Below are 23,351 nucleotides of genomic sequence, written 5' to 3' on the forward strand. Positions count from 1 at the left end.
GGATGTGGCGGCACAGGAAAGCGAGAATTTTACCTGTAAAATTCTCGTCAGGAATCCAGAAATCCAGGAAGGATTTCTGGTTCCCTATTTTCGGCAATGTAAAATGAAAAAAAGGTAAAAAAATTGAAAATTTTATGTTGTGAGCCGAGTGGAAAAGCAAAGCAAGAAAAAGCCAAAAAAACGGTTGGAGTCGGCAAGAACAATCGTTGTCGTTCTTGTTTGGTTGCGACACAAACTCGCCTGAGCTTTGCTCACTGCGATGTTTGATGGCGCGTTCCCGACGGGAAACCGTTTTTTTATTTATCCAGTATCGTGATTTCCACGCGGCGGTTTTTTGCCATTCCTGCTTCGGTGTCGTTTGAGGCAATTGGTACCCGCGCTCCGAATCCTTGCGTGAAGATGTGATATTTGTCGCGGAGGCCAATCTTAATCATGTACTGAGCGACTGAATCCGCCCGCTCCTCACTCAATGTCTGGCAGCTTTCGGCCGTTCCGGAAAGTGCTGTGTGGCCGCTAATCAGCAAATCGTTCGGATAATTTTCGATGATTTTTGCGATTTTTTCGATTTTGGCTTTTTCTGAATCGAGCAGAACGGCTGAATTCGGCTTGAACTGGATATTTTCAAGCGAAATCGTGAGGCCTTTATCGCTCTTTGAGACGCTTACATCATTCAAATCTAAGTCTTTTACCTTTTCGAGAACCTGAGCAAGATTTTCGTCTGTGGCGGTGCGTTCAAAATCCGTGACTTCGGCGTGAGCCTTGCCGGTGAAGTCGAACTGATTTCCGAGATAAGTTTCCATGATGATTCGGAAATCTTCGGAATAGTGGTCAATCTGGCCTTTTTCATTGTCCCACCAGATTGTCTGATTTGAAAATCCCATTGTTGTGACTGGGAAATCGTCCGTAAGATTGTAAAGATTTTCTGGAATTGGGGATTCAAAGGAAAGTGTGTATTTTACTGAAAGAACTTGGAAGGTCTTTTTTTCATGCTTAGAATCGGAAGAAATTCCTTCCTCATCGCGAAGGTAGGTGTAGATGGCAGTGAATGGAACTTTGAACGGCTCGTTGTTTGCAAAACTTCGTCTTAAATCGTGAGCTTCGTGGCCGTTAGCAGTCCATGTGTCGCCGGGTTTTACTGCTTTTTCTGGCAGAATCGGAACATCGCGCACGACAGGCATGAAGTATTCCTTGCCAATCTCAAAAATTCCGCGCTCGTCACGCCAGTATTTGCTTTCGTATTCTTCGCCGTAAGTGAGCGCGCCATTTGTGCCAGCCGATTTTGAATTTTCGAGCGTTACAAAAGTGGCTTCGTTGAGGCCGCGGCCGTCTTTGTCAATCTGAGTGATTCTGGCTGAAACACGGTTGACGATTTCTGATGTATGATTGAGCCGTCCGTTGACTTTTACAACTTCATTTACGGTAGAAAGTACGCGGTAATTGTCTCCTTCCTTGTATTTGAACCGAAGGAACCTTTCGCCGGATTGTGCAAATGCCGCAATTCCGAGGAAAAATCCTGTAAGGAAAACAACTGCTTTTTTCATAAATTCACCTCCAAGCAAAGGGCTAGGGGTATGGAGTGGTGGCGGAGCCAGTGCGAGAGCACCGCGCGTTAGCAAGCCACGGAACACCCGACCCGCGAAGCGGGTAGCCCCCAACTCCTCACTCCTAATTCCTAACTATAAATGGTCTGCCAAATCATAGTCCCCGCCCAGAATCTGCTCGCAGCGTTCTTTTGGCATTGGCTTGCCTTTCAAGAAGCCCTGGATGTTCTTGCAATTTATCTGCTTCAAAACATCAAGCTGCTCCTTGCGTTCAACGCCCTCCGCGATTGTGTCCAAGCCCATTTTTGTGACCATCGAAATGATTGAGTCCGTGATATTCGCCTCGACTCCCCTGACATCGGTGATATTTGCGATGAAAGATTTGTCGATTTTAAGCGTGGTGATTGGAAGCATCTGCAAATAGCTCAAACTTGAGTAGCCGGTGCCAAAATCATCGAGCGAAAGCCCGATTCCAAGCTCGCGAATCTGTTTCAAAAGGTCAATGACCTCATTTTTATTATCGATAAAAACTCCTTCCGTAATCTCAATTTCAAGATTTTTTGGAGGAATTTTGTATCTTTTTACAAGCTGAATCAAGTCGAACATGAAAGTTTGTTTTTTAAGCTGCACAGGACTTACATTCACGCTCATAATTCCATCAAAATGGAAATTTTCAATCCATTCTTTGAGAGTTTTGATTGCCGTTTCCAAAATCCAGTCGCCGAGAGGAATGACAAGCCTTGTTTCCTCGGCGATAGGAATGAACTGCTCCGGGTTAATCCAGCCCGTGTCCTCATCGTACCAGCGGAGCAATGCCTCGAATCCGCGGAGCTTGTTAGTAGCGACATCGAACTGAGGCTGATAGTAAAGCTGGAAAATATGTTCCGAAAGTGCCTGGTTGAGTTTGCTCTGAATCGAAATTTTTTCCATGAAGCGTTCGCGCATGATTGCCTGGAAGAAGCAGACATCGTTCTTGCCCTTGCGTTTTGCCTCGAACATGGCCATGTCCGCATATTTAAGCACATCGTCGCAGTTTTCGCCGTCATCCGGGCAGATTGCAATTCCGCCAGAAAAATCAATTCCTTCCTCGTTCATGACTTCAAGGAGCATGTCGCCTGCATTTAGAATTGTGTCCTGAGAGTTGATTTTTCGCATCATCACGATGAATTCGTCGCCGCCGTATCTGTAGACTCTTAGATTTTCGGCCTTGAAGCGTTTGAGGATTTCGCCGGCATGACAAATAACGGCATCGCCCTCGCTGTGTCCCTGTGCATCGTTAATCAGCTTCATGTTGTCCAAATCAAGCAGGATGATTCCGAATTTAGTTTCACTTGATTTTGACTCGGTAAGCCAGCTTTCAAAATCCATCTTGAATTTCTGCCTGTTGCACAAGCCCGTCATAGAATCATGATAAGCCGAGAATTCAAGCTGCTCGTTCAAAAAACTGATGTTTTCGAGACGGTTCTTAAGTTCTTCGCGAGAGTTGGAAAGTTCGTCCGTGAGAGCCGCGAGCCTGAGATTCTGCCTCAAAAGCTGCTGCTCGCGTTCCTTATCTTTGTTGACATTTACGACCGCGATGATGACAAATCCGCTTTGGGTTGAATTCATGTGGACGCGGAGCCAGGCTGATCTCAAAATTGAATAAAAAGTTGCTTCCTGCCTAACGCCGGTTTCTATACAGTCGCAGGCCATTTTGTACCAGTCAACATCTTTGGAAAGCCTTTCGATGCAAAGATCCGAGCTAAAACCAACCCGAATCAAATCTCCATAAGCATTCGCAAACGCCTGATTGATAAAAGCGATAGAGAAAGACTCTTTAAAATCCGATTCCGTGCGTGACTTATTATTGCCTGTTTCATCAGTTGAAATTGCAACGACAATCGGCGTGGAGATTTTTTCAAGAATCTCTTTATAATCTCTATCGTTCATTGTCTGACCTCTTTTTTCTATATAATAATCATCAATTGATTATTAAACCTTCATTTCGGCTAAAGTTTCAGCTTATAGTATCGGAAGAAAATTTAACAAATCAAACTCTGATTATCCCTTAAAATTCTTTAAATAATCGTAAATTCTGTAATAATAAGGAAATAGATTTTTGAAATCGTTAAGGATAGGGGAGAGCCACAAATTCTTAGTGAAGTTTTACTTCACTAAGAATTTGTGTAACTTCACTAAAAACTTCACTAAAAAAATGCTACTTCACTAATTTTTTTGCATTTCTTCTTAAAATTCCCTTGAAAAATTTTAATTTTGTGTCAGAATATATGTAGCATCAAAATGCTATAATTGTATCTATTTAATTTTAAAGGAGAGAGATATGCATAGATATTCTGCGAAAGTTCGTTCTATATTTTCAGTTCTTACTGGTATTCTTCTGCTGATTTTGCTCGTGCTTCTTGCCGCTTGTTCTGACATTTCAGGCAAGGACTCAACTTCCGGCTCTGTTAGTTTTTCTTTTGATTCCAATTTCCTGCAAAATGTAACCGCTCGTGCTTCCGAATATACGGGGGGGGGTATAAACAAATCTGAAGATGGTGCAGAAGAAACAAAAGAATACACGGTTCAGTTTGAAGTAAACATTCTTGGTGATTACACTGATTCAAAAACGGTTGAATGGAAAACCCAAAATTATCCGAATGTCCATCCTGCTCATCAAGATATTCATAATCAGGAAGGGGAATCCGAAAAAATAGAATATCCTGAGCAAAAAGTGACCTTCGAAAACATTGCTGTAGGTAAAACAGTTTACGCACAGGTCAATGTGTATGTTATTTATTCGGACTACTCTGGAGAGACCCAAAAAGAACTGATAATGAATGGAAAATCAGTCACAAAAACAATCACGGAAGGCGAGAACACTCTTCCAGTCTCGGTCTCAAGTATTTACAAGATGTTCCCGGTTTCGATTCAAGTTACATTTGAAAAGGAAAATGAGATTCCATCTAATCCAAGCGAATTCAGCTGTATAAGTGTCTATGCGTTTAAAAAAGATTCTGACATCGTCGCAAAAATTTGCAAACTTTGTGCCAATGAGGACGATGAAGCCGCACTTGAAGCACTGCAAAATTCTTATGATGCGGATGGAATTGCGGAAATGGGTTTCTGGTATAAGCAAGAATTATCAGACGATTCAGAAAATAAAGCTGAATACAAAGACGGAGTTTTCACCCTCACAGGTAAAATGAATCTTCTTCGCGACGAGGAGCTTGTTTTCGTGGCTCTTATCAATTATGAGGGTGGTACTAACGGTATTACTTATCTCGGCCATGTCGATGCAAACGCAAGCAATCTTGAAGCCGTCAAGTCAAAGGCAATTGTGCCAAACGCGGACGGAACAAATGTGGAACTAAAGCTCTTTAGAATGGACACGGTGAAATCACTGTATGCGTTGTATAATAAGAATAGCGGAATATACCAATTCTATCCTACTTATGAAAGTGCGATTTCTTCTGCACCTTATGAAACACCGATTGAAAGTTCAACAGGAAGTTTTGCATTTGATGATGCTGGAAATTATTATGTGCTTGTATATGATGGCTCTAGTTATAGCATAAAATCAAGTAAATTTACCGAAGCAAAGACTGTTACAGGAATTGAAGGTCTTTCAGGAATTACAATCGATAGAAAGAAGAATGTTTTGTATGCATGGTTCAGTAATCAAATGACATTTAATGTTTACAGATTCCCGAAATTTATTTCAGAAGGAAGCGCTGAATATGAAATCGTAAGCTTTAATTTTGAAGCAGGATTAGCTGATGCCGACACATATCATGACAGTACCATTTTGGTTGCTAATGGCGGAACATTATATGGTTGGGGATGCAGTTCGGAGTCAACTCTTTCGTCTAAAAAATTGTACAAACTTGATTTGGAAGAATCGTCTCTAACTGCGACACGGATTGATTTCGACTATGAAGCTCTTGGATTGTCTTCAACAGGTACTATCACTGATATGTTCTATCAAGACGGTGCATTGTATTTGCTTGAAAGCGAGAGAGATTTTTCAACATGGAATAGTTTCGACATAAAATCTCGAGGTGCTGTAATTCGCTATAAGAAAGGAAGTTTTGATAAATGTGGATGGACGGATGAGACTAAGGCAACAGTATTTACTATTGGCAGTGAGGCTTCTGAAAGTGAAAAATTTAGATTATGCGATGGCTCTGCTTTTATTTATATTGGGGAAGCTCTTTCAAAACCCTATATTTTACCTGCATCCGAATTTGAAGGAAACTGTTATCCGTATTCTGGGAAAACATTTACTGCTTACAGTCCATCAACATCTAGTGCAAAGAGTGCATTCTATGGTCCTCAAAAGTTCATTGCAATAAAGCCTAAAAAACTTGTAATTGCGGATGGTGGAGTTGCATTCTTTACCGACTCTGATGTTTGGAAATATAAAAATATAAATCGTGTTGTTACAGTGGATTTAAACAATTTCATCATAGATTCTGTGCAAGAACTTGACGATATCTCGTTTACACAAAAACAAACATCTGCAATATCACTTAGTGGTTCAGGATATGGGGCATCAATCACAGCTGATTCAGCTTTAGGGTTAAAAGCAAAAGTATACGGAAGTGGATTTATGAACGAAACTGTCAGCGGCACTATCTATGCGGGCATTCCTTGCGTGGATACTGACGAGTGCGAATAATCCACCGTCCCTGATATGAAAACCTCACCCCAGCCCTTAATCTCCGTCTGTATTCCCGTGTATGAAACCGAGCGTTATCTTGCTCAGTGCTTGCGCTCGGTTTTTACACAGGATTTTGATTCTTTTGAAATCGTTGTTGTGAGCGATGCTAGTCCGGGGCGTGATGAAAAAGGTCGAGCGGCAAAAAAAATCGTTCGGATTGCAGAAAAAGAAGGGAACAAGTTCCGTAAAGCCTCGAAACTTCTGCCTGTCAAAGTAATTTTTGAGGAACATCACGAAAATCGTGGCATCCTTGAAGTCCGAAGAACGCTCACTTACGAATCACACGGAGAATATGTCTTTCACCTTGACAGCGATGATGAAATTGTGCCGAATGCTCTGAGTTCTTTATGGAAGAATGTGTTTTCGACTGCTCCGACAGGCTCTGCGACCACAAACACCGAAGTTCCAAGCCAAGACAATAAAATTGACATCGTGCATGGAAGTTTTGTTTCGGGCTGGTACGACAAGAAGGGAAATTTCGTTCCGACGGAGCAGACAAAATGCGGGGCTATTACTTACGGTAAGGTGCAGGGGCGGGACATTTTTCAAAAATGGACTAGTGCCGAAATTTCGGGCAATGTCTGCGGGAAGCTTATTCGCAGGAATCTTTTTGAAAAGGCGTTTGAGAAAATCCCCTACACTGAATGTAACATGGCTGACGACTTTCTGATTTTCTTTTTTATCTCTCAGTTTGCAGAATCGTACATCGGACTGGAAGAAAAAATTTACCGTTACCGAATAAACTCCGGCATGTCATCGGGGCGAAAAATCAAAACTTTAAGACAGTGGCAGTTAATCTGTTCCGCCGCCAGTGTTTTTACTGTAATTTCCCAAAGTATGGAAGAATTTAAATCAATTTCCGAAGAGGAAATCAACTCAATTCGTGCGCAAGCCGGTTTTTACCTGCGTAACAGCCTTTGCCAAATGAATGAAACTGTAATCCCAGAACTGAAAGATTCCGCCTACGAAATGCTCTGCGACTACTGGGGCAAAAATGCAGTGGAGAGAATGAGGAAGTGAGAAAAATTTTAAATCCCCAAAATCTTTCTTTTTCCAACATAATCGCATATAATTTTCTTACCATGAATGAGTCGCAGCAAATTTTATACATGCAGGTCAGGATTCTCAGAATGTGCAAGGAACGCTTCGGCTTGTCTTTTAAACAGGCGGCGGAACTTTTCAGAAAGTTTAATGTTCCTGATTTTATAGAAAAGTGCTTTGGGATTTTTCATGTGGAAGGAGATGATGCCGTCTTCGAGGAAACAAAAGCCTATCTTTTGGCAAAAGGGGCTTCACTATGAAACATCTTGAAGAGGGAATGATTCTTTATCACGGAAGCTACTGTCCTGTCGAAAATCCTGACTTGTCAAAATGTGCTCAGTTTAAGGATTTTGGCGGGGGATTCTATCTTACATCTTCAAAAGAACAAGCGAAAAGTTTTTCGAAAATCTCTTCATCAAGGGCGAAAGAAAGTGGAGTGATTTCTGCAAATGAACGCTTTGGCTTTATTTCTTTTTATAGATTAAAAAACATTTCTGAATTGAAAACTTTCTATTTTGATTTTGCAGATTCCGATTGGCTTCATTGTGTTGTCGCACATAGAAAAACAAATGCATTTCCAGAGTTAAAAGAAAAAATGCAACCTTTTGATGTCATTTCTGGGAAAATTGCAAATGATGATACGAACACAACGATTGTGGCTTATATGTCAAACCTCTATGGACAAATGGGGTCGGCAAAGGCTGATGATTTTTGTATCAGTCTTTTGCTTCCTGAGAGGCTTAAAGACCAGTTCTGCTTTAGAACAAAATTCGCTGTTGATAAACTGGAATTCCTGAAAACTGAAAAGGTAAGTCTGGAGTCTCATCGATGAACGAAAAAATTTTAGCCGCAATGGACTTGTCCGTTACATTGGCGGTGCAGGAAATTGCCGAAAAAACAAATGTTTCTCTATCCTCAGCTCTTCTCTCTTTTATGGAATCAAACACCGGCAGAATGATTTATGATGACTCCACAAAACTTTGGGCGGAAGGTCCTTCTTCTATTACAGACACTTTCCTGAAAGAAACAAAACAATCTGCAAAAACTAAAAACCTTTTGTAAAATCCCGCCAAAATCTTGAAATATTCCAAAAATGTGCCATAATATAATCTTGAAGCAATTTAAAAAGCAGGAGCGGATTATGATTAAAAAACTTCCAAAACTTTTTACACTTCTGGTATCTTTCGTGTGTGTTTTCGCACTCGGTCTTGTTTCCTGTGCGGACTTAGGTTCAAAATCTTCAAACACAGGCTCAATCAGATTTTCTATTGATTCCAATCGTCTACGAAATGCAGTCGCTCGTTCCGTTGAATATACGGGGGGGGGTATAAACAAATCTGAAAATGATGAAGTTGATGATTTGGAACGCAAATACACTTCATATCGATTCGAATTTGCCATCAAAGGGGGCTTTACGGCCTCAAAGAGTATTTCATGGACTTACGATGAATTCCATTCTGAGGATAATAAAAGCCTCAGCTTCCAATTTGATTCAATTCCAGAGGGCACAACTCTTTATGCTGAGGCGACCTTATACAAAATCCGAACGTATGAGCAGCATGAAGGTGAAGAGGCCAAATCTTTTGAAGAAGTACAAATGAAAGGCAAATCAGAGACAATCTCTATTAAAAGCGGTGAGAATACCTTAGCCATTTCAATGTACAATATTTATTTCAACTTTCCGTTTACAATCAAGATTAATATTGAAGGTTGTGACATAGCTGACTCAGCTGATATAGCTTCGATTTTAGAGGGAATGTGTATTTATCCGTTCTCGGCTGATTCAAAATTTGTAAAGGCTATGTTTGATGCAAAAAAAACAAATGCAACTGACGCAGACATCTACGAAATCGCCAATAAATATTACGACTATTACTATCCAAAAGATGAGGAATATAGCAACCTCGCAGACCCGATTGCAATTTACTCAAGTGGGGATTCAAAAAGTTACGAGATTTCCGAAGACGGAACGACACTCACCGTCACAGGCACGCTTAATTTGTCTGTCAGTGAGTCCGACCACACAAAGGGCGAAGCGATTGCGCTTCTTGCCATAAAATCTGACTGGGATTCTTCAACTGCAAGTCCAAAAGTAAAATACTTTGGCTATCTGTCAGAGTCTGAATCAATCACCCCTTTAAAGAGTGGAAATACAGTTTTGATGGATGCCGCAAAATTGCATGTGACCGATACGAAATATGTGTTGTATGAAGAAGGCAACTTCTATCTTACAGACTCGCCAAACGCTTCACTTGCTATAGCCCCAAAATTCACTGCTTCTTCTAGTCTTTTTACATTTGATGCAGATGGATATTTCTACTGTCTTGACGAATCTGAGGATTATACAAAGGTTTTGTCCGAAAACCCGAAAATCGGCTCTGACGGAAAGGAACTTTCTATTGAGTCTGGCTATAATATACAGAACTTTACGATTGACCGTGCGACAGGGGCTTTATATGTTTATGCCTACAAATCTGGTGATTCTACAAATGGCATATCAGAATCAGGAAAACTTTATAAATATACCAAACTTGTTTCTGACGGAAGCGTTTCAGATCCAGTAATATTTGATTGTCTATCTAGCGGCAATTATTGTTTCGTTGTTAATGACAATATTTTGTATATGTTTAGAGATAATGACCTCTCAAAGGCGGTTCTTCCTTCAACGCCAGATGAATTGACTTTTAGCACAATCGCAACAATCACCACTGAAATCCCGTCAAGCTATAGCCATATAAATGATATTCTCTATCAAGATGACCACATTTATATCCTGTTCAACCAGTCCCATTTAGGTTTTGACGAAGAGCCACTGTCCGCAAATGCTATCTATGCTCGCGGTGCGGTTTTGGATGTGGATGTTAAGGATGGTAGCATTGAGCTTCACGGCTGGACAAATGAGACGGCCGATGTAGAGAATAAATATCTGTATGCTTTTAACTCATATACCAACGCTAAAGGAATTTATTATTTTGATGATAACGGAAAGACTGTTTATATCGTTACCTCTGTTGGTGAAATGGGAAATGGATTCGGAAAGGATGTATTCTATACGCCTTCTATTTCAAAAAATCTTTCGCAAACAGCCTTTTACAATCCTCAAAGATTTATCGCGATAAAACCGAAAAAGCTTGTGATTGCAGATGACGGCGTTGCGTTCTATACCGACGCTATCGATGCGCTCCGATATAAAAATGCGAACAGAGTTGTCAGCGTGGATTTGAGGAGTTTTGCCATGGAAGCAAAGGATGTGGATGTTGAATTTTCTAAAAAAGAAAATGAAAGCACATTGCTTTTTGTTGCTTGCATGTGCTCAGGTTCCTTCAATTCTAGCAAAGCGCGCAGGAGTGATACGAAAGCTCTCATAGAATCTCTCGAGGTATCTTATATAGATTGGCAAGGCGAGGTTCAGCATAAAACGATTACTAATTCTGGTTCTGTATCTACCTTTGGTATTTCGCAGTAAAACAAATTTTTTGCTTGTATGAAAAAATCTGCCCCGTTGGTTTCTGTCTGCATTCCTGTTTTTGAGACTGAGCATTTTCTGGAACAATGTCTGCGCTCTGTTGTCAGGCAGGATTTTGACTCTTTTGAGATTGTAATTGTAAGCGATGCGAGCCGAGGGCATGACGAAAAAAAACGGAGCGCAAAAAAAATCGTAAGGGCGATGCAAAAAGAAAGCAACAACTGGCGGAAAGCAAATTCTCTGCCGCCTGTCCCCTTGAAATTCGTCGAGCATCATGAAAACCGGGGGCTTATCGAAGTCCGAAGAACACTTTGCTACGAATCGCAAGGAATTTACATAACCCAGCTTGATAGCGATGATGAACTTGAAGAAGGTGCTATTTCTGCACTTTTTGCGGCGAGTGGCTTCGATAGTGCCGTGCCAGAACAGGCTTTTGACATAATTCACGGCACAAGTTCGGCAGGCAGTTTTGACACTTTGGGCAATTTCATTCCCGCACAAAAAAATCTCTATGGCGAAATCTTTTACGGAAAACTTTTTGGTAGGGAAATCCTTGACTGTTGGATTTTAAAAGCGGAAAGCAGCTCAAACACATGGGGTAAACTGATTAAAAGACAGCTTTTCTTAAAGGCTTATGGAAATATTCCATACACAGAGTGTAACCTAGCAGAAGATGTCCTGCTATTTTTCTTCATCTCTCAGTTTGCAAAATCTTATGTCGGCATAAAAGATAAAGTCTATCGCTACCGCCTAAACACTGGCATGACCGCTGGAAAAAAAATCACGACTCTTCAAAGATGGAAAATGATTTGTTCTTCTGCAAGCGTTTTCAGCATAATTTCCGAATGGATAAATGAAAAATCCAATTCCGCAGAAAATCTCACGCAAGAGGAAATCAATCGCTTTCGTATTATGACAAACTTATATCTTAAAAACAATCTTCAGCAACTTCACGAAGCTGTCCTTCCTGAACTCTACGACCAAGCCCGTGAAATGCTCTGCGAATATTGGGGAACAGACTATGTAGAAACCATAGAGGAACTGATGGCTAAAGCCTAATATGCAGAGTTAAACTGCGGTAAAGCCTTTGGTTTTTATCCGCGCAGAAAGTTTCAGACAGCTTCTGCTCCTCGAAGAAGCCCTCCAAGAAAATAGAGCTGGAAGGCGTTGTTTTTGGCGCTTTATTATGCTTGTACCATTTCGTTTTTAAGCACAAGGACTTGTTCTAGTGGGAGAGAACAGCAACGAGCAACTTTCTCAGGCGAGTCACCTTCTTGAAGAAAATTTTTCGCATTGGCGATAGCGTTTTGCTGCGCACCACGAGCTTCGCCATCAGCTACGCCCTGCTCATATCCAAACTCCATTGTGCAGCGGTCGTGAAGTTCCTGGTCAAATTCTGTAAGCAAACTGTTCGTTATATACATTTTCTGCTCCTCGAAGAAACCCTCCAAGAAATTATTCTTGATGGCGTAATCTACGGCCTCGTTGTGCGACATCCATGTCGCGACAAGAATTTTCTTTCAGAAAATTCTTGCGGTTAATCTCCGTTTACCCGCATCCGTGCGGGCTCAACTGAATTCGCTCAACGAACTCTATGTAATGATACAACGACTCGCAGTTTTTTTGAAGAGATTCATTGCGTTTGTTGTTGATGTTTATGACTGTGGCTGTCCATTCAAATTCGCCAGATTTGTCAGGAACTTCGAATGAGTCCGAGAGATGATATTTTATGGTATCTGGAAGTTCCCTGTCGCCGTTATAGAACACGATGAATCTCGGCGAAGGTATTTTTATGAGTGAGCTGCCGAAGATGTCTTTCTTTTGTCGTTTGACCTCGTTCTGGTAGAGCTGCCCGAAATACATCAGCCCTCGGAGCGGCATGTTAGGATTGACAGTGCTCTGATGCTCGAAAAGGTTCATCTGTGAATCGAGCAGGAACGACAGGTCATTTTTCATAGTGAGGTAAATCACATTCTCGATTGTCGTGATTCGTAAATCTTCGATGTTTGTGTAATTTTTCCCGCTGATTGCGTTATACAGTGACAGAAGCTATCTTCTGCTCCGCTCGTCCTTCCCGCTGTAGATGATTCGGAAGAGACTGTCCTTGTATGCTCTGTTTGTTGCGATTCCCTGAAAGCCCGGCATCTCAATATGTGTGACTTCCGCTGTTTGGTTGATAAATTCTTTTGCCATAAAAACTCCTGTTGTAGCTTGATATGCAGAATCCAGTGCGGAGCAAGCCCCACCATCCGGCTCCTTGCGGATTCTGCATATTAATAGCAAGAATTTTTGCATTTTCGGCAATGTAAATGAAAAAAAGTCAGAAAAGTACAAAAAAAATTGGGAACTACGAGAAATTCTTTGCATCAACTTTTTTGTTTTCAATTTTCCTTTTTCCGTTTATACTTTTTTCATGTTGCAAAAAACTTCTCCGTTGATTTCTGTCTGCATTCCTGTTTTTGACACAGAGCCTTTTCTTGCTCAGTGCTTGCGTTCCGTGATTGTCCAGGATTTTCCTTCGTTTGAGGTGATTGTCGTGAGTGATGCGAGCCGCGGGCATGACGAAAATGGGCGTTCTGCCAAACAAATAGTCAAGCTTGCTCAAAAAGAATGTAAGAAGCTCCGAAAAGCCGCGAATCTTCCGCCTGTTCTGATTCGTTTTGTTGAGAACCGTGAGAATCGTGGGCTGATTGAGGTTAGGCGAACCCTTTGTTACGAGGCACTGGGATTTTACATGACGCAAGTTGATTCTGACGACGAAATGGAATGCGGAGCTTTGACGGCATTGTTTAATTCGGCCTGTTTTGTGCCTTCCGAGCCAAAAAAATCTTTTGATATTGTTCATGGCACTTCCACGGCAGGAACTTTTGATGAAAACGGCAGCTTTATTCCTACTAAAGAAAATCGTTATGGTAAGATTTTTTATGGCAAGTTCGAAGGACAGCAGGTTTTTCGAAAGTGGCTCATGGACGGTAGTTTCACAGCGAACACATGGGGAAAGCTGATCAAACGAGATTTGTGGCTCCGTGCTTATGAAAATATTCCATATACTCAGTGCAACATGGCCGATGATGTGCTTTTGTTCTTTTTCCTTTCGCAGTACGCAAAATCTTATATCGGAATTGAGGCGAAAGTTTACCGTTACCGCGTGAACACAGGAATGTCGAGCCAGCGCAAAATCGATACGCTCCAAAAATGGAAGATGGTCTGCTCAACTTCCAGCGTTTTCACAATTATTTCGCAATGGATAGAATCTCACAAGATTGAGGACGATGAGGTTGAGAAAATCCGGGCAATGACCAGATATTATCTCGCGAACAATTTGAAGCAAATGAAGGAGACTGTAATCCCCGAACTCCAGACAGAAGCCAGAGCCATGCTTTGTGAATACTGGGGCGAAAGTTTTGTAGAAAAGGCCGAGCAAAAAATGAATTTTAAGGAATGAAATTTGGGGCGTTACGGGGTGTCCCCGTAGATGGGGGTGTGGGTGCAACAGCGTGCACCCCAGGGGGAAGGCTTTCCCCCCTAATTTTTTAGTTGAGCTGCAATCGCAAGCTTTCCCATTTTTTGTAGTAGACATCCAGGTTTTCGCCGAGGTCGTCTTTAAGCTCGCAGTTGTCCATTGCACTTGCCGGATAGAGTGGCTTTGTCTTCATGTATTGCTCTGCTTCAAGGTTTACGAAGCATGGGAAGCAGAAGAAGTCGAGGAACTGTGCGTAATTCTCTGGGTTGTGAATGTAGTTGATGAATTCTGTGGCGAGTTCTGCGTTCTGTGAATCTTTGAGAATACACATGCTGTCGAGGTAAGATGCACCGCCCTGCTCCGGGATAAAGAAGTCGATTGTGCTTTCCCATTCATCTTCTGGAACTTCGCCGTACATAACTTCGGCATATCCGTGACAGAGCCACAAGTTGCCTGCTGCGAAATCTTTTCCGAATCCTTCGGCATCGAATTTGACGATGTTCGGGAGCCATTTTTCTTTGATAAGGTTGACTGCCTCGGTAACTTCCTCGTCGTTTGTTGTGCTTACGGCATATCCCTTGTATTTGAGTGCGTCACCGATGACTTCGCGGTAATCGTCCATCATTGAGGCATGGCCCTTAAAGCGTGGGTCTGCGAAAATGTTCCATGTGCGCTCGTAGTCGCCTGCCGGAACCTTCTTTTTGTTTACACCGATGCCTGCTGCTCCAAAATAATATGGGACTGCATAGACCATTTCAGGGTCATAAGTGATTTTTTCGAGAACTTTCGGGTTGATTTTATTGCGGTTTGTGAATTTTGACTGCACGATTGGCTGGAACATTCCGCGCTTCATCATGATTGAAACATAGTCCTGTGAAGGAACTACGATATCGAAGCTTTTTGCGCCGCCGTTCACGAGTTTGTTGAACATTGTTTCGTTAGAGTCGTATTCTGTTATTACGACCTTGCAGTTGAATTCCTTTTCAAATTCCTGAACTACGCTTGTCGGAGTGTAATAAGTCCAAGTGAAAAGCTTTAACGTCTTTTTCTGCCCACAAGAAGAAAGACCCAAGAGTGCGGCGCAACCAAGCACCGCCATTGCGATTTTAGAAGAAAGTTTCATGCTTTTTCTCCAAAAAAATTAATGTGCTGCTGCGAATCCTTTTAAGCTCTTTCGGAGCAAGACCGCAAGACCGCCGATTAATAAAATAAGTACGAAGGAGAGCGCGTTGATTACAGGGCTTACTCCGTGCCTAATCATATTATAAACATAAATTGGCAAAGTCTCAACATTTCCGTTGACTAAAGATGTGATTACGAAATCTTCTATAGACATGGTGACGCTCATCATAAATCCCGACATGATTCCTGGCATGATTGCAGGAATGATTACTTTGAAGAGTGTCTGAGTTTCGTTTGCGCCCAAATCATGGCTCGCCTCGATGATTGAATAGTCGAATTCGTCAACGCGGGCTGAGACCATGAGATAAACGAACGGAAGACAGAAAGTTGTGTGCGCGATGATGATTGTGCCCAAGCCGAGATTTATATGGATTCCGCTGAGGAAGATAAGAAGGGAAACACCCATGATGACTTCCGGCAAAACCATTGGCAAAAAGCTGACTGACTGAATGTAATTGCGCCCGAAGAATTTGTACCAGTTGTTTCCGATAGCGGCGAGACTTCCCAAAACTGTTGAAAGTGCTGCTGAGACAAGGGCAACGACTGCGCTGTAAAGAAGAGACATCCACAAGCGGCCTGATTTTAGGAAAAGTTCTTCGTACCAGATAAAAGAAACGCCTGTAAAACGAGAGCCTTTCGATGCGTTAAAAGAATAGAAGATGATCACGAAAAGCGGCAAAAAAAGGAACAGAAGCGCGATTACAAGGACTGTGTTTGAGAATGAGAATGCACGACCGCGTTTTTTCCAGTCGCGTTTTGCGTGTTTGTTTCCCTCGGCTTTTGCGACAGGATTTCGTTTTAAAAATGAAAGAATTACGCTGATTAAAAAATCCATATTGTAAACTCCTATTGCTTAGCCGCACGGATGCGGCAGACGGGCGAGTTTTTGCGGGCAAAAACTCGTCAGAAAGAAAAATTACAGGGATGTAATTTTTCTTTCAATTTTTCATCTTTTTGAGGCTTGCTTCCTTCTTGTCCGAAGAAATCATGAACAAAATCGCCGCCATACTCACAACCGTAAGGACTACGCTGAATGCAGAAGCGAGAGGCAAGTTTCGTGCTTTCTGAATCTGATCCATGATGATGTTTCCGAGCATGTAGCTCTCGGTCGAGCCGATAATTTGCGGAACTGTGTAGTTTCCGAAAATTGGAATGAATGTGAAGATGAGCGCACTGATGATGCCCGATTTGATTCCAGGAATCATTATGCGGAGAATCGAGCCGGCTTTTGTCGCTCCCAAATCGCGTGCGGCCTCAAGAAGCGTGAAGTCGAAGCGGTCAACAGATGTGAAAATCGGCAGAATTGCATAAGGAAGATACATGTAAATGCTGACCAGAACGACTGCAAATTTCGTGAACATGAATTTGTGCGGAACAAAAACGCCGTCGCTGTTTCGGGTAACGAAGAAGCAGAATTTTGCGAAAATTTCACAGATTCCGTTGAGAGTGCCGTTTTCGCCCAAAATCGTCATCCACGCAAAAATGCGAATCAACGAGTTTGTGAGGAACGGCACAATTACCAAAATCAAAAGCGCGGTCTGGTGGCGGCTTCGGGCAATCGCGTAGCCACAGGGAAGGGCAATCAGAATTGAAATAAATGTAGCTACCACCGTCATCCAAAGAGTGCGCAGGAAAATTCTTGCATAAGCGGCAGAAAACATCTGCTTGTAAGCGTCAAGCGTGAATTCATGAATGACACCGCCGAACATATCGCGTTTCATGAAAGAATAAGCCACGATAATCGCGAGCGGCACGATAAAAAACAGCGAGAACCAAAGCCCCATCGGGTAGCTGTAAAATGGGCCAGGATTCGCTTTGTGCAATTTATTTTTCATATAAAAATCTCCTTACTCTTCTCTCACCGCTTTCATCGCGACTTTGTTTGCGTACATGGCTTCATCGGCGCGGTTGAAAACATCGTTTATGCTTTTGTCGGTCTGGGAATTAAAGTCCGAAATGCCGATTGCGGCGGAAAGCCGTTCCCATGGATTTGCGCTCTCGTTCGCGCTGGTGTTTTTAAAAACATCGGTCGCTTCGGTCAGAAGTTTCTTTCGGTTTTTAAAATCATCGCCTTTTAAAATCACGACGAATTCATCTCCGCCGACTCTGAAAACGGGAGAGTGGGCGAAAATGTGGCAGATTACATTGCACGACATTTTTATGTAGTCGTTTCCGTGCTCGTGCCCGTAAGTGTCGTTGATTTTTTTAAGGTGGTTCAAGTCAACCATAGCCACGGCAAATTCCGCAGTTCCTTCCTTGATTTGCTTGTTTATTACATTTTCGGCGTAGTTATCGTAGGCGGTTTTGTTTCTGACGCAGGTAAGCGCGTCTTTGTTCGCCAGTTCGCTCATCGTACGCGCCTTGCTTTCGGCTTCGATTATATTCTCAACATATACGCGCATATCTTTTGACATTTTTACGACCGCATTTGCAAGCGATTCGACTTCGTTATTCGTATGAATGTTCGGGTCTTCAATCACGAGCGAGTCAATATCTTCTTTTCCCTTATGCTGATATGCGAATGTCGTCACGCTGTTTTCCAGTTTTTGAATCGGCTTTGCGATGTTGTAATGCGCCCAGATTATGAAAAGCGTGATAAAAGTAAGACCGAGTATGAGAATCAAGATGATGTTGGTAAGCGTGGATTCCTTGATGACTTTTCGGATTTCCGTAATGTCGATGTCAACACATAAAAGGCCGATGTATTCGCCCGAAGAAGTAAAAATCGGGAGCGAGCCTGTGTACATCATGTAAACAACTCCGTTTTTCACCCAAGAGTCCGAAAAAAAGGAAATTTCTTTTTTCTCCGCCGCTTTCAGATATTCGCTGACGCATTCGATAGAATATTCTTCGCCAGTAAGCCCGTTCAGCTCTACTTTCATTTCGGGCATGAATTCTTTTTCGTAGCTGCTCATCGCGGCGATAATATTCATAACATTGTCAGGCGGGTTTTTGCTTAAAGGGCGGATTACATAAAGGTATTGGAGTTTCACATTGTCCTTGAAAGTATCCATGAATTTTTGAAGCTCAAGGTATTTAGGAGATTTTTCGCCTGTCTTAATGCAATTTGCAAGGTCATCGGTATCAATCTGGCTCTGCACAAAGGTGAGAAGGTCACGAATATGTTCTTCATAGCGGGCATAAAGCCCTCGCTTATAAGTCGCCTGATTCACGAGGCTTAAGACAAGACAGAGAAGCGCGACAAAGACAATACAACCTATAGAAATGCTCCGTCCGAGCGGCTTTTTGTAACTGTGTGGCGGCATGGCTTTATCCTCCTTTTTGGCTAGTTGGGAATTAAGGCGCGCGAAGCACGAAAAACTGCTAACTGCTCCCTGCTAACTTCTCACTTTTCAATATCTTCGACAATGTAGCCGTCTTCGGCTGACCATGAGATGTAGACTGTGTCCTTCCACTGAATCTCCGGGCCTTCATCAAGATAATTCTGGTGCTGCTTGAAAACTTTGACGATTGTGCCTGTTTTTTCAAGCTTTACATAGAATTTTGACTGGAAGCCAGTGTAGACCGGCTCTTCGACGATTCCCTTGAACACATTGATGTCCTTGCGGCCCCTTACATCCGGTTCTTCGAGTGTGATTCGGATTTTTTCCGGGCGGACTGTGAATGCAACCTGCTGGCCTTCATCTGTGTGCTCGTAATCTGTGACGAGGATGTTTTTGTCTTCTTCTTTTGTTGCCTGAGTGTCGCCTTTGAGCTGAGCCTGCATTCCGAGTGCAGGAACGTTGAGAGTGACCATGTGCTCGATGTCGGCTTTGCCGGGAACTTTGTAGCTTTCGCATTTTACGACTTTTGCTTCAAAAAGATTTGTCTCACCGATGAACTGTGCTACGAACTGAGTTGCCGGGCTTTCATAAATCTCGAACGGAGAGCCAACCTGCAGAACATGGCCGTGATTCATTACTGCGATTCGGTCTGAAACTGCAAGGGCTTCGCTCTGGTCGTGGGTTACGAAAATGAAGGTGATTCCGATTTTGTCGTGGAGATGATCAAGCTCGACCAGAAGATTTGAGCGCAGTTTTGCGTCAAGGGCCGAAAGAGGCTCGTCCAAAAGAAGGACTTTTGGCTCGTTAATCAATGCTCGTGCGATTGCGACTCGCTGCCTCTGACCACCCGAAAGCTGGTTCGGTTTTTTAAAGATGTGCTCGTCAAGCTCGACAAGGTGGACATAATGCCTTACTTTTTCGTCGATTGTCTTTTTATCGATTTTTTTGAGTCGGAGCGGGAACGCGATATTCTCGTAAACGCTGAGATGCGGGAAAAGTGCGTAATTCTGGAAAACCGTGTTGGAATGGCGTTTGTTCGGTGGAAGTTCAGTGACATCCACATCGTCAAAGAGAACTGTGCCTTCATCTGGGAATTCAAAGCCTGCAAGGATGCGGAGAAGAGTTGTCTTTCCACAGCCACTAGGGCCTAAAAGCGTGAAGAATTCGCCTTGTTTAATAGTAAAATCAATGTTGTCGAGAGCGACAAAATCTCCGAACTGTTTGTGAACATTCTGAATCGAAACCTGACTGCCTTTCATACAATTAAAATAGATGTTAAACACAAAGTTTGCAATAAGAATTTGAAAAAAATGTCTAAATATATAGAAAATAATTGAAGAAAAGAAGTTTTCGTTTTAAGATAAGGCAATGCTTGATTCTTCAAATTTCAGAAGAGCGGTTAAACTCACAATGCCTGTTTTTTTCGGCTATATGGCGATTGGAATTCCTTTCGGTCTTGTTGTTGTGAACGCAGGTTTTCCATGGTGGCTTGCCGTTGTAATGAGTCTCGTGATTTATTCAGGAACGGGGCAGTACATCGGAATCGCATTGTTTGCATCAGGCATTCTCGGCGTCACATCTTTTTGGGCTTCCCTCTTCACTTTTCTTGGAATCGAATTTTTTATAGGTTTAAGGCATGTTTTTTACTCACTTTCATTGATTGAGTCTTATCGCGGAACAGGAAAATGGAAAATTCCACTGATTTTTACAATCACTGACGAAACTTTTGCCCTTGTCTCTTCATGCAACATTCCCCCGGATGCTGACAAAGGTTCATATCTTGCCATCGTTTCGATTTTCAATTATTCATATTGGGTGGTTGGCTCTCTGGTCGGGGCTTTAATTGGCAATTCAATTCCAGATGGCTACTTGAACGGCGTTGATTTTGCGCTTACGGCACTTTTCGTCGTGCTGATGATAAATCAAATCCGTGCGAGCAAAGATTTTCTTCCATCTTTTGTCGGCTTGCTCACAACAGCTGTTGCGGTTGCTCTTTCTTATCTCAAAATTGACGGCCGAATCATTCTTCCGGGACAGTATGTGATTCTTGCAGGGCTTTGCCTTGGAATCGCAGTCATGATTTTGATACGAGGAAGGGGGCGAAAATGAAGCTCACGGTAAACGAGGCACTAATCGCAACTTTTGCAATCGGATTCATGATGTTTCTTCTTCGTCTCTTGCCTTTTTTGATTTTTGCAAGACGAAAGACTCCTAAATTCTTTTCCTTTATCGAAAAATTTATTCCGGCTCTCTCAATTGCGGTTCTTTTTATTGCATGTCTAAAGTCATACACAACTGATTTGATTTTTGTTAATGGCCGGAATATCGATGAACTTTCTTCTATTGTTTGTGCATTTGTTTCCGTGTTTTTAACCGTTCTTCTTCATGTATGGAAAAACAACGCTATGATTAGTATCTTTGGCGGCACTTTGTTTTACATGATTTTGAATTATCTTTTCTAATCCAAGTCTTTTTCTTATATTTTCTGAATTTAATCCTCTGATAACCCTAAAAAATTTGACAGATTTAAAAAATTTACCGATAATAATTTGAGACAATTTAAAGATTTCAAAAAGGTGGGATTATCTTTAAATGAGGAGCGAAAAATGAAAAGTTTAAAACTTTCTACAAAAATAAGCCTTCTTGCGGCCGCGGCGATTGTCGTTGCATCTGCAGCCGTAGGATTTGTTGCTTCAGAAATAACAGGAAGCGAAGTTTCAACAATGACTCTGGAAAATCTGGAGACAACGGAACTTGGTGTCATGGACACGCTTGATAACTGGCGGCAACAGCTTCAGTATTCAACGCTTGTTCTTGCTGACAAAACCCGTCTTTCCGCTGCTCTTGCGGCCGGAGATTTTGAGACTGCTAACACCCTTGCTGTAGAGCAGAAAAAAGTACTCGATATTGATTTCCTTCTGGTAACAGATGCAAGTGGTATTGTTGTCGGCGGAAATGGCAGGCGCGGCGTCAACCTTTCTGGTTCTCATGCAGTTTCACGGGCTCTCATCGGCAACAAAGAATATTCCTATGAAGCCACAGAAATTTATAACTACAGCCTTGTTTATGCCTATCCAATCAGCAAGGATAATAAAATAGTCGGTACTGTAGTCGGTACTTTCAGCATGACGGATCCGGAATTTGTAAACGCAATCAAAAATTCTTACAAAGTCGAATGTACCATGTTTGAAGGAAATGTCCGTGCTTCAACGACTCTTGGCGCAAATTTGGTCGGAACAAAGCTCGACAATCAGGCTATCGTAAACAAGGTTCTTGGCAATGGGGAGCGTTACGAGGGTGCAAACACAATCAATGGCAAAAACTATCTCACGGTTTATGCTCCTGTAAAAGATGAGTCCGGCACTATTTCGGGAATGCTCTTCGTTGCAAAATCTACGGATGTCGTCACGAACATCATGCGGCAAATTATCTATATCATCATTCCTATTATTGCAGGTCTTGTAGTTCTTCTTGTGATTGTTGCAACTGTCTTCCTCAGAGTGCTTCTTAAACCTCTCAACGGCGTTAAGGTCACTTTGAACGATATTTCTTCTGGCGATGCTGATCTTACAAAACGAATCGAGCTTAAATCTCAGGACGAAATTGGCGATGTAGTAAACGGATTCAACAAATTTGCAGGCAAATTGCAGGCAATCATCGGCGATGTCAAATCTTCAAAAGACGAGCTTATGGTTGCTGGTGAAAATCTTTCCGGGGCTACGCAGGACACGGCAAGCTCAATCACGGAGATTATTGCAAATATCGAGAGCATGAAGCATCAGATTGACACTCAGAATCAGTCAGTCAATCAGACGGCCGGGGCGGTCAATGAGATTGCCTCAAACATCGAGTCCCTGGAGCGCATGATTGAGTCACAGTCAAGCGGCGTAACTCAGGCAAGTGCGGCCGTCGAGCAGATGATTGGAAACATTTCTTCTGTAAACGGTTCTATGGAAAAGATGGCCGGCTCATTCAATGAACTTCGGGCAAATTCTCAGGCTGGTATTTCAAAACAAAAGGCCGTCAATGACCGAATCTCTGAGATTGAGTCTCAGTCAGAAATGCTCCAGGAAGCAAATGTCGCCATCGCATCAATCGCAAGCCAGACAAATCTTCTTGCCATGAACGCGGCTATCGAGGCTGCACATGCGGGCGAGGCAGGAAAGGGCTTCGCAGTCGTTGCAGATGAAATCCGTAAGCTTTCCGAGACATCTACGGCACAGTCAAAGACAATCGGCGACCAGCTCAACAATATCAAGGAATCAATCAATCAGGTTGTTTCTGCTTCCGGTGAATCAGCGATTGCATTTGAGGCAGTTTCTCACAAACTCGAAGAAACCGATGCCCTTGTCATGCAGATTAAGGCGGCAATGGAAGAGCAGAACGAAGGTTCACAGCAGATTACCGAAGCTTTGCACACAATGAACGACAGCACTGTTGAAGTCCGAAATGCCTCAAACGAAATGTCCGAGGGCAACAAGATGATTCTCAAGGAAGTTCAGCAGCTCCAGAATGCGGCTATGACAATGAGCCAGAGTATGGAAGAAATGGCTGTTGGTGCACGCAAAATCAACGAGACTGGAGCGGCACTCACCGAAGTTGCAGGCCAGATGAACACATCAATCAATAAAATTGGTGAGCAGGTAGATCAATTCAAAGTTTAAAATTAAGA

At 42.5% G+C, this 23,351-nt stretch carries 21 protein-coding genes; 11 read left to right on the forward strand and 10 right to left on the reverse strand.

The genetic code is table 11. The features are described from left to right. Window positions 1–296 precede the first annotated feature (296 nt). Together IJJ71_RS09890 and IJJ71_RS09895 are read right to left on the reverse strand one after the other, a co-directional pair. The gene (locus tag IJJ71_RS09890; protein ID WP_296846696.1) at window positions 297–1,541 is read right to left on the reverse strand and encodes an OmpA family protein; all 1,245 of its coding nucleotides are present in this window, start codon (window positions 1,539–1,541) and stop codon (window positions 297–299) included. Window positions 1,542–1,676: 135 nt separating this feature from the next. Then, entirely contained in the window at window positions 1,677–3,470 is a 1,794-nt protein-coding gene (locus IJJ71_RS09895) for a putative bifunctional diguanylate cyclase/phosphodiesterase (protein ID WP_296846699.1), read from the reverse strand. A gap of 391 nt (window positions 3,471–3,861) precedes the next feature. Here IJJ71_RS09895 and IJJ71_RS09900 point away from each other — a divergent pair, with 391 nt between their 5' ends. The 7 genes from IJJ71_RS09900 (at window position 3,862) to IJJ71_RS09930 (ending at window position 11,809) form a co-directional block, all read left to right on the forward strand. Next, window positions 3,862–6,201 carry a hypothetical protein gene (locus IJJ71_RS09900; RefSeq protein WP_296846701.1) on the forward strand — a complete coding sequence of 780 codons (2,340 nt, stop codon included), beginning with the start codon at window positions 3,862–3,864 and terminating at the stop codon, window positions 6,199–6,201. Window positions 6,202–6,216: 15 nt separating this feature from the next. After that, a complete protein-coding gene (locus IJJ71_RS09905) occupies window positions 6,217–7,263 on the forward strand; it encodes a glycosyltransferase family 2 protein (RefSeq protein WP_296846702.1) in 1,047 nt (348 codons plus the stop codon). 62 nt (window positions 7,264–7,325) lie between these two features. Continuing rightward, window positions 7,326–7,544 (forward strand): DUF3791 domain-containing protein, encoded by a 219-nt coding sequence (locus IJJ71_RS09910; protein ID WP_296846704.1) that lies wholly within the window; start codon window positions 7,326–7,328, stop codon window positions 7,542–7,544. Continuing rightward, window positions 7,541–8,116, forward strand: coding sequence for a DUF3990 domain-containing protein (locus IJJ71_RS09915; protein WP_296846705.1), 576 nt, complete (start codon window positions 7,541–7,543; stop codon window positions 8,114–8,116). The genes IJJ71_RS09910 and IJJ71_RS09915 overlap by 4 nt, the downstream gene beginning before the upstream one ends. Beyond that, window positions 8,113–8,346 carry a hypothetical protein gene (locus tag IJJ71_RS09920; RefSeq protein ID WP_296846706.1) on the forward strand — a complete coding sequence of 78 codons (234 nt, stop codon included), beginning with the start codon at window positions 8,113–8,115 and terminating at the stop codon, window positions 8,344–8,346. The genes IJJ71_RS09915 and IJJ71_RS09920 overlap by 4 nt, the downstream gene beginning before the upstream one ends. A gap of 79 nt (window positions 8,347–8,425) precedes the next feature. Continuing rightward, on the forward strand, window positions 8,426–10,750 hold the full coding sequence (locus IJJ71_RS09925; RefSeq protein WP_296846707.1) for a hypothetical protein: 2,325 nt from the start codon (window positions 8,426–8,428) through the stop codon (window positions 10,748–10,750). Window positions 10,751–10,768: 18 nt separating this feature from the next. Beyond that, a complete protein-coding gene (locus tag IJJ71_RS09930; protein ID WP_296846708.1) occupies window positions 10,769–11,809 on the forward strand; it encodes a glycosyltransferase family 2 protein in 1,041 nt (346 codons plus the stop codon). A gap of 125 nt (window positions 11,810–11,934) precedes the next feature. On the opposite strand, the gene IJJ71_RS09935 is transcribed toward IJJ71_RS09930, so the two are convergent. The 3 genes from IJJ71_RS09935 to IJJ71_RS09945 form a co-directional block, all read right to left on the reverse strand. Then, on the reverse strand, window positions 11,935–12,174 hold the full coding sequence (locus IJJ71_RS09935) for a hypothetical protein (protein WP_296846709.1): 240 nt from the start codon (window positions 12,172–12,174) through the stop codon (window positions 11,935–11,937). A 124-nt stretch (window positions 12,175–12,298) separates the two neighbouring features. Continuing rightward, window positions 12,299–12,706: an RpnC/YadD family protein gene (locus IJJ71_RS09940; protein WP_296846711.1), complete on the reverse strand. Its 408-nt coding sequence runs from the start codon at window positions 12,704–12,706 to the stop codon at window positions 12,299–12,301. 93 nt (window positions 12,707–12,799) lie between these two features. Beyond that, window positions 12,800–12,943 carry a hypothetical protein gene (locus tag IJJ71_RS09945; protein WP_296846712.1) on the reverse strand — a complete coding sequence of 48 codons (144 nt, stop codon included), beginning with the start codon at window positions 12,941–12,943 and terminating at the stop codon, window positions 12,800–12,802. Between the two features lie 220 nt (window positions 12,944–13,163). On the opposite strand from IJJ71_RS09945, the gene IJJ71_RS09950 reads away from it, so the two are divergent. Beyond that, a complete protein-coding gene (locus tag IJJ71_RS09950) occupies window positions 13,164–14,195 on the forward strand; it encodes a glycosyltransferase family 2 protein (protein WP_296846713.1) in 1,032 nt (343 codons plus the stop codon). 88 nt (window positions 14,196–14,283) lie between these two features. Here the strand turns inward: IJJ71_RS09950 and IJJ71_RS09955 are convergent, their stop codons facing one another. The 5 genes from IJJ71_RS09955 to IJJ71_RS09975 all read right to left on the reverse strand — a co-directional run bounded on the left by IJJ71_RS09955 (window position 14,284) and on the right by IJJ71_RS09975 (window position 19,938). Beyond that, on the reverse strand, window positions 14,284–15,336 hold the full coding sequence (locus IJJ71_RS09955; RefSeq protein ID WP_296846714.1) for an extracellular solute-binding protein: 1,053 nt from the start codon (window positions 15,334–15,336) through the stop codon (window positions 14,284–14,286). Between the two features lie 18 nt (window positions 15,337–15,354). After that, a complete protein-coding gene (locus IJJ71_RS09960; protein ID WP_296846715.1) occupies window positions 15,355–16,230 on the reverse strand; it encodes an ABC transporter permease in 876 nt (291 codons plus the stop codon). A gap of 103 nt (window positions 16,231–16,333) precedes the next feature. Beyond that, a complete protein-coding gene (locus tag IJJ71_RS09965; RefSeq protein WP_296846716.1) occupies window positions 16,334–17,230 on the reverse strand; it encodes an ABC transporter permease in 897 nt (298 codons plus the stop codon). Window positions 17,231–17,242: 12 nt separating this feature from the next. Next, a complete protein-coding gene (locus IJJ71_RS09970; protein ID WP_296846719.1) occupies window positions 17,243–18,661 on the reverse strand; it encodes a GGDEF domain-containing protein in 1,419 nt (472 codons plus the stop codon). A gap of 80 nt (window positions 18,662–18,741) precedes the next feature. Next, window positions 18,742–19,938, reverse strand: a complete 1,197-nt coding sequence (locus IJJ71_RS09975) for an ABC transporter ATP-binding protein (protein WP_296846721.1) — start codon at window positions 19,936–19,938, stop codon at window positions 18,742–18,744. 109 nt (window positions 19,939–20,047) lie between these two features. Here IJJ71_RS09975 and IJJ71_RS09980 point away from each other — a divergent pair, with 109 nt between their 5' ends. From IJJ71_RS09980 to IJJ71_RS09990, 3 genes are all read left to right on the forward strand, one after another. Next, complete coding sequence (locus IJJ71_RS09980; RefSeq protein WP_296846723.1) at window positions 20,048–20,788, forward strand: AzlC family ABC transporter permease; 741 nt, start codon at window positions 20,048–20,050, stop codon at window positions 20,786–20,788. Next, window positions 20,785–21,141, forward strand: a complete 357-nt coding sequence (locus IJJ71_RS09985) for a branched-chain amino acid transporter permease (RefSeq protein WP_296846724.1) — start codon at window positions 20,785–20,787, stop codon at window positions 21,139–21,141. Before IJJ71_RS09980 ends, IJJ71_RS09985 begins: the two co-directional genes overlap by 4 nt. Window positions 21,142–21,285: 144 nt before the next feature. Next, window positions 21,286–23,343: a methyl-accepting chemotaxis protein gene (locus IJJ71_RS09990; RefSeq protein WP_296846725.1), complete on the forward strand. Its 2,058-nt coding sequence runs from the start codon at window positions 21,286–21,288 to the stop codon at window positions 23,341–23,343. Window positions 23,344–23,351 lie beyond the last annotated feature (8 nt).

Origin of the sequence: Treponema sp. (genome assembly GCF_017430385.1) — a bacterium.
In the GTDB taxonomy this organism is placed as follows: Bacteria; Spirochaetota; Spirochaetia; order Treponematales; family Treponemataceae; genus Treponema_D.

Bases quoted from the DNA above. Each gene is read 5' to 3' on its own strand.
- IJJ71_RS09890 (WP_296846696.1), bottom strand. From the start codon at position 1,541: ATGAAAAAAGCAGTTGTTTTCCTTACAGGATTTTTCCTCGGAATTGCG.
- IJJ71_RS09895 (WP_296846699.1), bottom strand. From the start codon at position 3,470: ATGAACGATAGAGATTATAAAGAGATTCTTGAAAAAATCTCCACGCCG.
- IJJ71_RS09900 (WP_296846701.1), top strand. From the start codon at position 3,862: ATGCATAGATATTCTGCGAAAGTTCGTTCTATATTTTCAGTTCTTACT.
- IJJ71_RS09905 (WP_296846702.1), top strand. From the start codon at position 6,217: ATGAAAACCTCACCCCAGCCCTTAATCTCCGTCTGTATTCCCGTGTAT.
- IJJ71_RS09910 (WP_296846704.1), top strand. From the start codon at position 7,326: ATGAATGAGTCGCAGCAAATTTTATACATGCAGGTCAGGATTCTCAGA.
- IJJ71_RS09915 (WP_296846705.1), top strand. From the start codon at position 7,541: ATGAAACATCTTGAAGAGGGAATGATTCTTTATCACGGAAGCTACTGT.
- IJJ71_RS09920 (WP_296846706.1), top strand. From the start codon at position 8,113: ATGAACGAAAAAATTTTAGCCGCAATGGACTTGTCCGTTACATTGGCG.
- IJJ71_RS09925 (WP_296846707.1), top strand. From the start codon at position 8,426: ATGATTAAAAAACTTCCAAAACTTTTTACACTTCTGGTATCTTTCGTG.
- IJJ71_RS09930 (WP_296846708.1), top strand. From the start codon at position 10,769: ATGAAAAAATCTGCCCCGTTGGTTTCTGTCTGCATTCCTGTTTTTGAG.
- IJJ71_RS09935 (WP_296846709.1), bottom strand. From the start codon at position 12,174: ATGTATATAACGAACAGTTTGCTTACAGAATTTGACCAGGAACTTCAC.
- IJJ71_RS09940 (WP_296846711.1), bottom strand. From the start codon at position 12,706: ATGAAAAATGACCTGTCGTTCCTGCTCGATTCACAGATGAACCTTTTC.
- IJJ71_RS09945 (WP_296846712.1), bottom strand. From the start codon at position 12,943: ATGGCAAAAGAATTTATCAACCAAACAGCGGAAGTCACACATATTGAG.
- IJJ71_RS09950 (WP_296846713.1), top strand. From the start codon at position 13,164: ATGTTGCAAAAAACTTCTCCGTTGATTTCTGTCTGCATTCCTGTTTTT.
- IJJ71_RS09955 (WP_296846714.1), bottom strand. From the start codon at position 15,336: ATGAAACTTTCTTCTAAAATCGCAATGGCGGTGCTTGGTTGCGCCGCA.
- IJJ71_RS09960 (WP_296846715.1), bottom strand. From the start codon at position 16,230: ATGGATTTTTTAATCAGCGTAATTCTTTCATTTTTAAAACGAAATCCT.
- IJJ71_RS09965 (WP_296846716.1), bottom strand. From the start codon at position 17,230: ATGAAAAATAAATTGCACAAAGCGAATCCTGGCCCATTTTACAGCTAC.
- IJJ71_RS09970 (WP_296846719.1), bottom strand. From the start codon at position 18,661: ATGCCGCCACACAGTTACAAAAAGCCGCTCGGACGGAGCATTTCTATA.
- IJJ71_RS09975 (WP_296846721.1), bottom strand. From the start codon at position 19,938: ATGAAAGGCAGTCAGGTTTCGATTCAGAATGTTCACAAACAGTTCGGA.
- IJJ71_RS09980 (WP_296846723.1), top strand. From the start codon at position 20,048: ATGCTTGATTCTTCAAATTTCAGAAGAGCGGTTAAACTCACAATGCCT.
- IJJ71_RS09985 (WP_296846724.1), top strand. From the start codon at position 20,785: ATGAAGCTCACGGTAAACGAGGCACTAATCGCAACTTTTGCAATCGGA.
- IJJ71_RS09990 (WP_296846725.1), top strand. From the start codon at position 21,286: ATGAAAAGTTTAAAACTTTCTACAAAAATAAGCCTTCTTGCGGCCGCG.